General features: G+C 59.0%; 12 protein-coding genes. 2 read left to right on the top strand and 10 right to left on the bottom strand.

Translation table 11 applies throughout. The features are described from left to right. The first annotated feature begins 253 nt into the window (after window positions 1-253). A complete protein-coding gene (locus AC6LJY_RS06060; RefSeq protein ID WP_498135482.1) occupies window positions 254-2,710 on the top strand; it encodes a glycosyltransferase in 2,457 nt (818 codons plus the stop codon). Window positions 2,711-2,775: 65 nt separating this feature from the next. Here AC6LJY_RS06060 and rfbA read toward each other — a convergent pair whose 3' ends face one another. The 5 genes from rfbA to AC6LJY_RS06035 all read right to left on the bottom strand — a co-directional run bounded on the left by rfbA (window position 2,776) and on the right by AC6LJY_RS06035 (window position 7,433). Next, on the bottom strand, window positions 2,776-3,657 hold the full coding sequence (gene rfbA / locus AC6LJY_RS06055) for a glucose-1-phosphate thymidylyltransferase RfbA (RefSeq protein ID WP_485813266.1): 882 nt from the start codon (window positions 3,655-3,657) through the stop codon (window positions 2,776-2,778). After that, complete coding sequence (gene rfbD / locus AC6LJY_RS06050) at window positions 3,654-4,550, bottom strand: dTDP-4-dehydrorhamnose reductase (RefSeq protein ID WP_498135481.1); 897 nt, start codon at window positions 4,548-4,550, stop codon at window positions 3,654-3,656. Before rfbD ends, rfbA begins: the two co-directional genes overlap by 4 nt. Window positions 4,551-4,558: 8 nt before the next feature. Next, complete coding sequence (locus AC6LJY_RS06045) at window positions 4,559-5,482, bottom strand: glycosyltransferase family 2 protein (RefSeq protein WP_498135480.1); 924 nt, start codon at window positions 5,480-5,482, stop codon at window positions 4,559-4,561. Window positions 5,483-5,630: 148 nt separating this feature from the next. After that, entirely contained in the window at window positions 5,631-6,692 is a 1,062-nt protein-coding gene (rfbB, locus tag AC6LJY_RS06040; RefSeq protein WP_485813263.1) for a dTDP-glucose 4,6-dehydratase, read from the bottom strand. Window positions 6,693-6,872: 180 nt separating this feature from the next. After that, entirely contained in the window at window positions 6,873-7,433 is a 561-nt protein-coding gene (locus tag AC6LJY_RS06035) for a cob(I)yrinic acid a,c-diamide adenosyltransferase (protein ID WP_498135479.1), read from the bottom strand. A gap of 202 nt (window positions 7,434-7,635) precedes the next feature. On the opposite strand from AC6LJY_RS06035, the gene AC6LJY_RS06030 reads away from it, so the two are divergent. Then, a complete protein-coding gene (locus AC6LJY_RS06030) occupies window positions 7,636-7,941 on the top strand; it encodes a copper-binding protein (protein WP_498135478.1) in 306 nt (101 codons plus the stop codon). A gap of 93 nt (window positions 7,942-8,034) precedes the next feature. On the opposite strand, the gene hslU is transcribed toward AC6LJY_RS06030, so the two are convergent. From hslU to AC6LJY_RS06005, 5 genes are all read right to left on the bottom strand, one after another. Further along, a complete protein-coding gene (gene hslU / locus AC6LJY_RS06025; RefSeq protein ID WP_104142571.1) occupies window positions 8,035-9,369 on the bottom strand; it encodes an ATP-dependent protease ATPase subunit HslU in 1,335 nt (444 codons plus the stop codon). An 80-nt stretch (window positions 9,370-9,449) separates the two neighbouring features. Further along, window positions 9,450-9,989, bottom strand: a complete 540-nt coding sequence (hslV, locus tag AC6LJY_RS06020) for an ATP-dependent protease subunit HslV (protein WP_006216412.1) — start codon at window positions 9,987-9,989, stop codon at window positions 9,450-9,452. 132 nt (window positions 9,990-10,121) lie between these two features. After that, window positions 10,122-10,586, bottom strand: coding sequence for an RNA polymerase-binding protein DksA (dksA, locus tag AC6LJY_RS06015; RefSeq protein ID WP_006216410.1), 465 nt, complete (start codon window positions 10,584-10,586; stop codon window positions 10,122-10,124). Window positions 10,587-10,712: 126 nt separating this feature from the next. Continuing rightward, window positions 10,713-11,840 (bottom strand): CobW family GTP-binding protein, encoded by a 1,128-nt coding sequence (locus AC6LJY_RS06010; RefSeq protein ID WP_046802983.1) that lies wholly within the window; start codon window positions 11,838-11,840, stop codon window positions 10,713-10,715. A 411-nt stretch (window positions 11,841-12,251) separates the two neighbouring features. After that, window positions 12,252-12,755 (bottom strand): Fur family transcriptional regulator, encoded by a 504-nt coding sequence (locus AC6LJY_RS06005; protein ID WP_046802984.1) that lies wholly within the window; start codon window positions 12,753-12,755, stop codon window positions 12,252-12,254. Between the last annotated feature and the right edge of the window lie 35 nt (window positions 12,756-12,790).

Genomic DNA, 12,790 nt, shown 5'->3' with positions numbered 1-12,790 from the left:
CCAAGCGCAGCCGTAGTCGTCTCAATCTGAGCGTTGTCGCTCGCGGCACGAAGAAAAAACGCAGCTCCGAGCATGGGGACCAGTTGGCGACTTCGAGGGTGCAATGTTACCATCGCTCAATCTATATCCGCATTTTTATTCAAGGTTTGCGGCTCCACAGGCCCCCCGGCTTTTTTATTTTTTGTAAGCACCAACAAGCGTCTAACTTGAAAAAGGGGGCGCGGTCGAGCGCTGACAACTCGCGGATTCAAAATTGCTAATTCCCAACAGCGAAGCTCACGAAATTTCGAACGATAGCGAAGACCCGTTAAAAAATAGGGTGGGGCCTGAAGTTTTCTATCTAGCGGCTATCGATAATCTGCCCCATTGGTTTATAAGAAAAATAAGAAAAGACGCGGCATCGTCATGCGATTGGCTTTGCGCGGCCGGGCAAGGTACGGACCTTCTGGCACAAAGACTGAATATCAAGGTCACGGGGGTCGATGCGGCAGGCGATTTAATCGAGACCGCTCGTAGCAGGTATGCAAGGCCAGAATTTTTGGTGGCCAATTATCTGGATTCCGACATTGATAATCCTGCTGCGACATACGATGTGGTTTTCGTCATCAATAAGCTCCAGCGTTTTACCAACCCTGAGCGTGTCCTTGAAAATATCGCGGCGAGAGCCAAAAAATACTTGGTAGTGGTTATTCCTTATCGGGAGTATCGCCGCTCGCCCAGCCATGCATCATCGTTTGATAAAGGAAATATCCCGGCTTCCGTGGCGGGCTCTTTTACCCTTATTTATTCGACTGTTATGCAAAATTCCGCGCCCGAAGATACGGGCGTCGATGGCGAACAAATTGTCCTTATATATGCTTCAGGTCTGGAAATCCCGACGCTAGGCCTATATTTGGGTGATTTGAAAATTAGGAAAGATTCTGTTTGCCCGGAACAACAACTGGAACGCCTGCGCAAGGAACTCAAGGCCACCAATCAATTATTTCTTGATCGAACCCATCAGTTGGAAGCGAAGCTGCGCGCACGCGACGCAGAGCTGTCGGCGCGCAATCACGAGCTGTCTGCTGTCCGTCATAGCACCTCCTGGCGTGTGACCTCTCCGCTACGCAGCCTGGGCTCGGCTGCTCACCATGGCAAGCGCACGCTTCTGTCTGTGGCGCGGCTAGCCTACCGGCGCATGCCCTTGCCTACGGCTTGGAAGCAGGCCGTTCGACGCTCACTGATTGGTGAGGCGCCGCCGTCCACTCCCGCGTCGCCGACAACGCCACAGGCCGCCGCACAAGGCAAGTGGGCAGTAGCACCGGTGTTCACCCCGCCGCTTCGAGGGGGGCTGGGCCGAGCCGACGTTTTTGTCTGGGGACAAGCGGATTGGCAAGCTCAGAGCGCCCCACAGCGGCAAACGGCGCTGGATATGGCGCATAGGGGTCACCGCGTTTACTTTTTCACGCCGCGATTCGGAGACGACGAGAAACCGGGCTTCCGGCTGGAGACGGTTACCGACAATGGCCTCTTGAACGTTGTGTACCTGAATGTGGGCAATCCTGGGTCCATTGATGACCTGAGCGCTAGTTCGATGATGGCGGAAGCCTTGCGAGCCAGTTTGGTATTGTTTTTGATTCAGGCTGCCCCGGCGTCTATTATTTCAATCTTGCAGCATCCCTTTTGGTCGACCTGGGCAGATCAGGTACCCAATCGCCATTTGATCTATGAGATCTCGAGCGATTATCAGAATTGGGTCGGTCAAGAGCCTGGGCTGGGTAACCTGCATGAGCGGGCAATTCGTGCTGCCGACCTTGTTTTGGCTCCATCGGAAGCGCTTGCCCAGCAGGTGCGTGACCTAGGTGGCAACGTGCTTTTGCCCGCTGTCGATAATGATGATGTGGGCGTGAACCGAGCACGCGTCATCATCCAGCATATCGAACAATATATTCCACCGTTAGTGACGCTGGTTCTGGTCACATACAACAAGCTGGAGCTGACTGATGCCTGCCTCCACAGCCTGGAGAAAAATACTCAGTACAAGAATTTCGAGGTAGTCGTTGTTGACAACGATTCCCGTGATTCAACGCCAGAGTACCTTCGGGAGTGGGCAAGTCGCGGAGAGAACCGTAAGATTATCCTAAATTCGGATAATCGGGGTTTTGCTGCCGCAAACAATCAAGGTATGAAGGAAGCGCGCGGCGAATACCTGGTCCTGCTCAATAACGATACTTACGTGACGCCTGGCTGGTTGGGAACGTTGGTTCGCCATTTGAGAAGAAATCCAGACATCGGCATCGTGGGGCCTGTCACGAACAATATTGGAAATGAATCGAAGATTCAGATCTCATATGATTCGATGGCAGAAATGGAATCTGCGGCTCGGATGTATACGTCTAGCAATATGGGGAAGGAGCTTCCTCTGCATACGGCGGCTTTCTTCTGCGTGGCCTTTCCCCGAGCGATATACGAAAGGGTGGGCGATCTCGATGAAGCCTTTGGTATCGGCATGTTCGAGGATGATGACTATTGCCGGCGGGTCCAACAGATTGGCCATACGGTGGTGTGCGCGGAAGACGTATTTATCCACCACCATCATTCAGCTTCTTTCAATCTGATGGGAATGGAAAGGCGGATTAAGTTGTTTAACGATAACCGCCAGGTGTATGAAAGCAAGTGGGGGCCGTGGGTGCCCCATGAATATCGCGAGGGCGTGAAGCCCAAGGAGTGATGGTTGCTTCATACTGAGATACGCGCGTTCATGGCTTGCAGCCAACGCGCGTATCTCAGGTTTTATCAGTAGACTTTTTCAACCAAGAGGCGTTGCAGGTATTTGCCGTAGCCACTCTTGGCCAAGGGCGCCGCCAACGTTTCCAGTTGGTCCGGGGTAATCCATTTATTGCGGAATGCGATCTCTTCCGGGCAGGAAACTTTCAGCCCTTGCCGATTTTCCAAAGTCGAAATGAACTGGCTGGCTTCTAATAACGACTCGTGCGTGCCGGTGTCCAGCCAGGCATAGCCTCGGCCCATGATTTCCACACTGAGCTTGCCCTGATCGAGGTAGACCCGATTCAAATCCGTAATCTCCAGCTCGCCGCGAGGTGACGGTTTGATTTGTTTGGCGATATCGATCACGTCTTTGTCGTAAAAATACAGCCCCGTGACCGCGTAGTTGGATTTTGGCTTGACTGGTTTTTCTTCCAAGGATAGGACAGTGCCGTTGTCGTCGAATTCCGCCACACCGTAGCGTTCGGGGTCGTGCACGTGATAGGCGAACACGCTGGCGCCATCTACACGAGCATTGGCATTGGCGAGCAACTGGTGGAAGTCGTGGCCGTAAAAAATATTATCCCCCAGCACGAGTGCCGAAAGATCGTTGCCAAGGAAGGTTTCCCCAATCAGGAAAGCTTGCGCCAGGCCGTCCGGCGATGGCTGTACGGCATATTGCAGATTGAGGCCCCACTGCGACCCATCCCCCAGCAGCTGCTGGAAACGCGGCGTATCTTGGGGGGTGGAAATAACCAGGATGTCCTTGATTCCGGAGAGCATCAGCGTACTCAACGGGTAATAAATCATTGGCTTGTCAAATACCGGCAGCAATTGTTTACTGATGGCCAAAGTGGCGGGGTGCAGTCGGGTGCCGGAGCCGCCGGCTAAGATAATGCCTTTGCGTTTCATGCGGAAAGTTCCAATGACGTAAGTTGATCTACCGTGCGGTCGACGTGTGCGGTCCAATCCGGCAGTTGCAGCTTCAGCGGGGCGGTCAGGGTGATCGTATTCAACCGCGAGTTCTTGGGCCGAGTGGCAGGTACGGGGTACTGCTCGGTCGGAATTGGCTTGATATTGGCAGTCTCTGCCTTGAGCTCCAAACCATTGTGACGGGCTCGATCGACCACGTGCGTGGCCAAGCCGTGCCAGGTCGTGTGGCCCGCGGCGGTCAGGTGATAGAGCCCGCTAGCCAATATGCCTTGCTGGTGGCCGGCAATGGCCAGCGCGGTGACATCCGCAATTAGTTCGGCAGAGGTCGGAGCGCCATGTTGGTCAGCAACGATATTCAAGGCATCTCGCTCTTTGGCGAGGCGCAGAATCGTCTTGATGAAATTGCCTCCGTGGGCTGAGAACACCCAGCTTGTGCGGAATACCAGCGCTTTGCAGCCGTTGTTTGCGATGGCGATTTCGCCTGCAAGTTTGGTGGCGCCATAGACGCTCTGCGGATTTGTCGGGTCGCTGACGTCGTAGGGGCCGGCCTTGCCGCCATCGAACACGTAGTCTGTTGAATAGTGCACCAGTAGCGCATTGGTCTCTTTTGCGTACTGCGCCATTTCGGCCACTGCAGTCGCATTGACGGCGTAGGCTGCCTCTTGATTGGTTTCAGCCTTGTCCACCGCGGTATAGGCGGCAGCATTGACGATAATGTCGGGCGTTTGACTGTGAAGCAACTGCCTCAAGCCATCCGCGTCCTCAAGATTTGCGCCCTGACGACCGAAAGTACAGACGTCACCCAACGGCAGTAGTGTGCGTTGCAATTCATGGCCGACTTGGCCATCTTTGCCGAGCAGTAGAATTTTCATAATAGTCTTCAGATTCGATTGGACACTGCGGCAGCTAATAATCCGAGATTGCCCAGCACTGTCTGACGATAAACGCCTGAACGCTTGATGCCTACCACCCTGGGAAGCAGACTGCGTTGGCGGGCGCTAATGAATCGGTCGAAAATACGGCGGTTGGCAGGCGTCAGTTTGGGCAGCAACGGGGTAATGGCATGGATATGTTGGTCGGTCCAGAGTTTCAAATGCCCCTGAAACAACATTCGGATCCGTAAGAGGCGGGCGCCTAAGCCCGCGTTGGCACCAATAAGGTTGTCTCCGTGCTGACGGTAGCGCAGTGAGGGCTGGCCATCGTAATGAACTTGGCCTCCGCAAGCGCTGATAACGATGTATACCCACCAATCGTGCGCTATCACATCCACATCCGCGCCAGCCTCGCGCAGCAATTCACGAGCCGCGTGATTCATCACCATGGTATTGCCCCCCGCGACGTTCTGCATGAGGGCATTGGCAAAAGCGGGAGGGCGCGAAAACAGCGGCGAGAAGCCGATGCGCTGACCCGCATCGTTAATCAATTCGGTGCGCGTGCAATACAACGCCGGTTGCCCTTCAGGTATCTGGCGGAGCCAATTTACGGCACGTTCGAGCTTATCAGCGTGCCAAATGTCGTCCTGATCCGACAAGGCGTAATAGTCCGCGTGTAGAGTCGGTTCACAGATCAAGGACATGAAGTTCTTCACAAACCCTTTACGCGGCCCTGGCCGCACGGTGACTTGGCCCGGATTGTTTTGTTGCGCGAAGGCCGACAGTTGGCTAAGCGTCGAATCGGTGGATCCGTCGTCAGAGGTCCACAGTGTCCAATTCGGATAGGTTTGCGCCGTGAACGAGTTCAACTGCTCGGCCAGATACTTTTCGCCCTGATAGGTGCAAAGAAGGATGGCAACTTGCTGGTTCACTGGGCTACCTGCATGAATAGTCGGCAATGTGGCAAAAAAAGTACTCGGGATAGGCATAGTTGGCGACATACACTCCCCGATGCTCGGGGAGTGTCCGGCAACCCACCGTTTGGGTGAGGTTTGCGGCAGCGAGGCCGATATCGGCGGGTCAGGCGTTGTACTGGGTATCAACCCAATCGCGATACGCGCCGCTGGTGATGTTGGCGACCCAATCCTGGTTTTCCAGATACCACTGCACCGTCTTGCGAATGCCGGTATCAAAGGTCTCGGCGGGCTTCCAGCCCAACTCGCGCTCCAGACGCGAGGCATCGATGGCGTAACGCTGATCGTGGCCAGGACGGTCTTTCACAAACGTTATCTGGTTCTTGTACGGCTGGCCATCAGCTCGGGGGCTGAGTTCGTCCAGCAGCGCGCAAAGGGTGTGGACCACGTCAAGGTTGGCCTTCTCATTCCAACCGCCGACGTTGTACGTCTCGCCCAATTTGCCGTCGTCTAACACGCGTCGGATCGCCGAACAGTGGTCTTTCACGTACAGCCAGTCGCGGATTTGTTGCCCGTCACCGTAGATCGGCAGCGGCTTGCCGGCCAGCGCATTGTGGATGACCAGCGGGATCAACTTCTCGGGGAAGTGATAGGGGCCGTAGTTGTTCGAGCAGTTGGTGGTCAGCACCGGCAGCCCGTACGTGTGGTGATAGGCGCGCACCAGATGGTCGCTGGCTGCTTTGCTAGCCGAATACGGGCTGTTGGGCTCGTAGCGATTGGTCTCGCTGAACGCGGGATCGTCCTTTTCCAGAGAGCCGTAGACCTCATCGGTGGACACGTGCAGGAAGCGGAACGCAGCGCGTTCATCATCGGGCAAGGCGCTCCAATAGGCGCGTACAGCTTCCAGGAGATGGAACGTGCCGACGATGTTCGTCTGGATGAATTCGCCCGGGCCGTGGATCGAACGGTCTACGTGCGATTCGGCTGCGAAATTGAGAATCGCACGAGGCTTGTGTTCGGCTAACAGCCGGCTGACCAGGTCGAAGTCGCCGATATCCCCTTGCACTAGCTTATGTGCGGGGTTGTCTTTGAGCGATGCAAGATTGTCCGGGTTTCCCGCGTAGGTCAGTTTGTCCAAGGTCACGACGGGTTCGTTGTGTTCCTGGAACCAGTCGAGGACGAAGTTGGAGCCGATAAAACCCGCTCCGCCGGTAACAATAATACTCATTCTTATATAGTCCTTGAGCCGTGAGCGCGGTGCGCTAACCCGCTCGAATAACCTGTAATTATGCCGCAAGGCCTTTGAGCCCACCTTATAAATGAAACAAAGTGTGGTGCGAAATATGCAAGTTACAACGTCTAAGCGCAGCGGAGCTCAACGCTGCTGCTTTGCAATTCTTCTCACGAGTTACGTGGACTTACGCGATATCGGGCTGGTCCAGAAGACATCGGGTGACCCTTGGCGGCTGTTGATGTATCGCGCCAGCACGAACATCAAGTCCGACAGCCGGTTCAGGTACTGTCGCACCGGCGTATTTACCGTATCGACGCGGGCCAGCGTGATCACCGCCCGCTCCGCCCGTCGGCACACCGTACGCGCCATGTGGGCCTGCGCCGCTGACCGCGTGCCGCCCGGCAGGATGAATTCGCGCAAGGGCGTCAATGCCGCGTTGTAGTGCGCCAGGCGGGCATCCAGCCGCTCAACCTGGGCGTCCGAGACCGCGGTGTGGCCGGGAATACAAAGTTCGGCGCCCATGTCGAAAAGATCATGCTGGATTGCCATCAGGTCCAGCGAGACCTCTGGCGGCAGGGGCTCTGTGAGCATCACGCCGATGACGCTGTTCAGCTCGTCCACGTCGCCCAGCGCCGCCACGCGGGGGGCGTCCTTGGGAATGCGTGACCCGTCCCCCAGCCCGGTGGAGCCACCGTCGCCCGTGCGGGTGGCTATGACAGATAAGCGGTTGGCCATGGAACGTCCTGAATCGGAATAAAGAGGGGATGGGGTTGCGTCCGGAGGTAAGCGCCGGCCCCGTGGCAGGGGCAGGCTGGCAATCATCCGTCAGGATTGTTGCGTTCTATCGCCGGAACTGCTTCATACCGGCGGTATCCTAGCATTGTGGAAAGCCGTCGGGCGTGTGCCCACGCTTTCGCTGTCTAAGGAGGATGCCTTTATGGCTTTTGACCGTAAATATGCAATGCCCATGGCCGTCGCCACCGCGATGGCCGTTGTGACGCTGGGCACGCCGCTGGCGTTCGCGCAGCAGGCCGATGCCAGCGGCGAAGTGCGCCGCGTGGATCCGGCCGCGGGCAAGGTCACGATCAAGCACGACGAGATCAAGGCGCTGGACCTGCCCGCCATGACGCTCGTCTATGACGCCGATCCGGCGCTGCTGGCCAAGATCAAGGCGGGCGATAAGGTCCGCTTCACGGCCACCCGCAAGGATGGCAAATACGTGGTGACTGCGATCACGAACTGATGCCGCGCCCATGAAAAACGCCGTGGCCCGCATCTGCGGCACCCGGCGTTTTGCCGTAAAGGGCGAGGGGCGAGGGGCGCGCGGCGCGCGCGCTTACAGCACGTAGCGAGCCAGATCCTGGCTGCTGGCGGCTTCGGCCAGTTGCGAGTTGACGTAGGCGGCGTCGATCTTCACGTGCTTGTCCTGGCTGGACGTCGCGTCGAACGACAACTCGTCCAGCAGCTTCTCCATGACCGTGTACAGACGGCGGGCGCCGATGTTCTCGGTGGTTTCGTTGACCTCGTAAGCCAGTTCGGCCAAACGGCGCACGCCTTCATCCGTGAATTCCAGCTGCACGTCTTCCGTCGCCATCAAGGCGGTGTACTGCTTGGTCAGCGACGCGTCCGTGTCGGACAGGATGCGCACGAAGTCTTCCGCGGTCAGCGATTCCAGTTCCACGCGGATCGGGAAACGGCCTTGCAATTCCGGGATCAGATCCGACGGGCGTGCCAGGTGGAACGCGCCGGACGCGATGAACAGGATGTGGTCGGTGCGGACCATGCCGTAGCGCGTGTTGACGGTGGTGCCTTCAACCAGCGGCAGCAGGTCGCGCTGCACGCCTTGGCGCGACACGTCGGCGCCGCCCGATTCCTGGCGCGCGGCGATCTTGTCGATTTCGTCCAGGAAGACGATGCCGTTCTGCTCAACGTTATTGATGGCCACGGTGCGCAGGTCTTCTTCGTTGACGCGCTTGGCGGCTTCTTCGTCGACGATCAACTTGAAGGCTTCGCGCACCTTCATCTTCTTCGGCTTTTTCTTGTCGCGGGCCATGCCGGCGAACATGCCGCGCAGTTGCTCGGCCATTTCTTCCATGCCGGGGGGCGTCATGACGTCCATTTGCGGCACGGCCTGGGCGACCTCGATCTCGATTTCCAGATCGTCGATCTTGCCTTCGCGCAGGCGCTTTCTGAAGGTCTGGCGGGCGCTGTTGTCTTCACCGCGCTCCGGCTCGCCGGAGGCGCCGCGGGCGGGCGGCACCAGGGCGTCCAGGATGCGGTCTTCGGCGGCGTCTTCGGCCTGGGTGCGCACGCGGCGCATTTCCAGTTCGCGCGTTTGCTTAATCGAGTATTCGGTCAGGTCGCGGATGATGGTGTCGACGTCGCGGCCGACATAGCCCACTTCCGTGAACTTGGTGGCTTCGATCTTGATGAAGGGCGCGTTGGCCAGCTTGGCCAGACGGCGCGCGATTTCGGTCTTGCCCACGCCGGTGGGGCCGATCATCAGGATGTTCTTGGGGTGGATTTCGTGGCGCAGGGGTTCAGCCACCTGCTGGCGGCGCCAGCGGTTGCGCAGGGCGACGGCCACCGCGCGCTTGGCGCGGTTCTGGCCGACGATGTATTTGTCGAGTTCGGAGACGATCTCTCCGGGCGTCATGTTGGATGCGGACATGAGGGCGAATCCTTGAAGCTTGAGGCGGGCTGGGGAAGCGGCCACGGCGCGGGGAACACCCCAAGCGCCGTGTGGCGGCGTCAGTCGCCCAGCGTTTCGATGACGTGGTTCTGGTTGGTGTAGATGCAGAGGTCGCCGGCGATTTCCAGCGATTGCTTGACGACGGCCTCGGGCGACAATTCGGTGTTGCGCAGCAGGGCAAGCGCGGCCGATTGCGCGTAGGCGCCGCCCGATCCGATGGCCGCCAGGCCATGTTCGGGTTCAAGCACGTCGCCGTTACCGGTCAGCACCAGCGTGTGCTCGGTGTCGGCCACGATCAGCATGGCTTCAAGACGGCGCAGGACGCGGTCCGTGCGCCAGTCGCGGGTCAGCTCGACGGCGGCGCGCATCAGGTTGCCCTGATGCTTTTCCAGCTTGGCCTCGAAGCGTTCCTGAAGCGTGAATGCGTCGGCGGTGGCGCCGGCAAAGCCAGCGAGGATTTTGTCGTGATACAGGCGGCGGATCTTGCGGGCCGTGCCCTTGACGACGATGTTGCCCAGGGTGACCTGGCCATCGCCGCCCAGTGCGACGCGGTTGCCGCGGCGCACGCACACGATGGTGGTGGCGTGAAATTGTTCCATGCGTTCCTTCCTTTGAAAGGACTAGCTGGGGGCGGTTCCAAGGAAATCAAGCGCGGTGCGCGACGGCCAATAAAAAAGGCCATGCTGGAAACCAGCATAGCCTTTCAGGGCATGGCGTGAAAACGGGACGGATCAGTCGCCGTACAGCTTTTGGCGCATCTCGCGGCGTTCCTGCGCTTCCAGCGACAGGGTGGCCGTGGGGCGGGCCAACAGGCGCGGGACGCCGATCGGTTCGCCGGTTTCTTCACACCAGCCGTATTCGCCGCTGTCGATGCGGGCGATGGACTGTTGCACCTTTTTCAGCAGCTTGCGCTCGCGATCGCGGGTGCGCAGCTCAAGTGCGTGTTCTTCCTCGATGGTGGCGCGGTCGGCGGGGTCGGGCACGAACTGCGTTTCGCGCAGGTGCTCAGTGGTCTCGCCGGCGTTGGCCAGGATGTCCTGTTCGAGTTGTTTGAGCCGTTCCTTGAAGAAAGCCAACTGGCGTTCGTTCATATAGTCGGACTCGGGCATGGCCAGCAATTCCTTCTCGCTGGGCAGATCAATCGCCGTATCGCTCGTCGACTTGCTTGATTTTTTAGTTGCTGCCTTGGTAGCCATGAAAACACTCCACTATGAATCGATCCTGGCGCGGGCGTCCTTTCCCGGTTGGTGCTGCTTGCTGACTACGTTACTCGTACCTCACAGTACTGCCTTCGTCGCATCGCGTCACGTCGGGAAGGGGGATTACCCCGCCAGGCACTGCTCCAAGCCCCGGGTGAAAATCTCCTGGGGCAGCTTACGTCCAATGAATACCATCTTGGTGGACGGTTTTTCGGCCGCGGTCCACGGCTTGCCGGGTTCGGCGCCCATCATCATGTGCACACCCTGGAACAACATGCGGCGGTTGATGCCCTTCATGTACAGGATGCCCTTGTAGCGCATCAGGTCGGGGCCATAGACCTGCACCACGCCACCCAGGAATTCCTCAAGGCGCGCGGGATCGAACGGCTTGTTGGAACGGAAAACAAACGCGCCGATTTCGTCGTCGTGCTTGGGGTGGTGATGGTGGGCGTGATCGCAATGTGCCCCGCAGTCGCCTTCGTGATCATGGTCATGGTCGTGACCATGGCCATGATCGTGCCCGTGGTCATGCCCATGGTCGTGGGCGTGGCTGTGGGCGGCGTCGGGGTGCTCATCGGCCAGGAATTCCGGGTCGATGTCCAGAATGGAATTCAGGTTGAAGCCGCTGATGTCAATGATCGACTTCAGGTCGACTTCGCCAAAATTGACCGGCGTGATCGGCGCGCGCGGGTTCATGTGAACCAGGCGGTGGCGCAGCGCTTCGTAGTCGACTTCGTTGACCAGGTCGCGCTTGGAGATCAGGATGCGGTCGGCGAAACCGACTTGCTTCTGGGCTTCGGGTTGCTCGTCCAGCGTGGACATGCCGTGCTTGGCGTCCACCACGGTTACCACCGCATCCAGGCGGTAGTACTCGGCGATGTCGTCGTCCATGAAGAACGTCTGGCACACGGGGCCGGGGTTGGCCATGCCGGTGGTTTCCAGGATGACGCGTTCGAATGTCAGTTCGCCGGCTTCGCGCTTGACGCGCAACTCGGACAGGGTGCGCATCAGGTCGCCACGCACCGTGCAGCAGACGCAGCCGTTGGACAGCTCGATGATTTCTTCATCGCTGTCTTGCACGAGCAGGTCGTTGTCGATGCTTTCCGGTCCGAATTCGTTTTCGATGACCGCTACGCGGCGGCCGTGAAATTCGGTCAGGATGCGTTTGAGCAGGGTGGTCTTGCCCGCACCGAGAAAGCCGGTGAGGATGGTGACGGGAACCATTTTGTCCAAACTGCGCGGGGTGTTCATGGCGAAGCTGCTAGCGTGAAGTCAAGGCTGAAGTCTAGGCATTCAACACAGGCCCTGACAGGGTGTTTTGCCCCGTGCAGGATGGTGTTTGCCACAGGCTGCGTGGGCCGCCAACAGCGGCCGGACGCAGGATTACAGCACAGTCGGGGGCAGGGGGCAAACCCCGGGTCAACCCAGGGGCCGAAGCCCGCCGGATCGCGTCTGTAGCCTGGAAAGTATCCGGCGATATCACTATTTTGGGGCGGTTTTCCGGATTTCAAGAGTCGGTGCGACCTCGTCGCGACCGGACCTTGTCCGGTGCCTGGCAAATTGGCGTTGCGGCAAGCGGGGGCCTGGCAACGTCGACACGGACACGGGCGGGCAGACGTGGGCAGCGCGGCATGGCGGCGCGGGCGCCGCGCCGCAGCCGGTTCAATGGTGGTGGTGATGATGGCCGGCGTCAGCGGGCTGCTTTTGCTGGCATTGGGGACAGAGCGCCCGGATCTCGGTTTCTTGTGTGGCCAGGGCGTAGCCCGTTTGGGCGACACGTTCGGCCAGTTGGCGGCTCATGGCGGGGTCGGACACTTCGGCCACCGCGCCGCAACCGGTGCACACCACCAGCAGGTCGTGGGGCGCGCCGCCAGCGTCGTGGCAGGCGCTCCAGGCGTTGACTGCGTCCAGCCGGTGGATCAGCCCTTCATCCATCAGGAAGTCCAGCGCGCGGTACACGGTGGGGGGCGCAGCGCCGGGGTGGACTTCACGCATGGCGTCCAGCAGCTCGTACGCCTTCAGGCTGCGCCCATGGCGCAGCAGCAGTTCCAGCACCTTGCGGCGGATGGGCGTCAGGCGGCGTCCGCGCTGCTCGCACAGCGTTTCGGCGACGCTGAGCTGGGCGCCTACGGTGTCGCTGCGGGGGGGGCGGGGCGGAGCGGGCATGGCGGACTTTATCTGAATGAAAGACGCGCGCGACG

The sequence above is a fragment of the Achromobacter sp. RT286_PF genome (assembly GCF_059760425.1).
Note: the sequence above shows the minus strand (reverse complement) of the source record. Positions and strands in the feature narration are given on the sequence as shown.

Bases quoted from the DNA above. Each gene is read 5' to 3' on its own strand.
- rfbA (WP_485813266.1), bottom strand. From the start codon at position 3,657: ATGAAACGCAAAGGCATTATCTTAGCCGGCGGCTCCGGCACCCGACTG.
- rfbD (WP_498135481.1), bottom strand. From the start codon at position 4,550: ATGAAAATTCTACTGCTCGGCAAAGATGGCCAAGTCGGCCATGAATTG.
- rfbB (WP_485813263.1), bottom strand. From the start codon at position 6,692: ATGAGTATTATTGTTACCGGCGGAGCGGGTTTTATCGGCTCCAACTTC.
- AC6LJY_RS06035 (WP_498135479.1), bottom strand. From the start codon at position 7,433: ATGGCCAACCGCTTATCTGTCATAGCCACCCGCACGGGCGACGGTGGC.
- AC6LJY_RS06030 (WP_498135478.1), top strand. From the start codon at position 7,636: ATGGCTTTTGACCGTAAATATGCAATGCCCATGGCCGTCGCCACCGCG.
- hslU (WP_104142571.1), bottom strand. From the start codon at position 9,369: ATGTCCGCATCCAACATGACGCCCGGAGAGATCGTCTCCGAACTCGAC.
- hslV (WP_006216412.1), bottom strand. From the start codon at position 9,989: ATGGAACAATTTCACGCCACCACCATCGTGTGCGTGCGCCGCGGCAAC.
- dksA (WP_006216410.1), bottom strand. From the start codon at position 10,586: ATGGCTACCAAGGCAGCAACTAAAAAATCAAGCAAGTCGACGAGCGAT.
- AC6LJY_RS06010 (WP_046802983.1), bottom strand. From the start codon at position 11,840: ATGAACACCCCGCGCAGTTTGGACAAAATGGTTCCCGTCACCATCCTC.
- AC6LJY_RS06005 (WP_046802984.1), bottom strand. From the start codon at position 12,755: ATGCCCGCTCCGCCCCGCCCCCCCCGCAGCGACACCGTAGGCGCCCAG.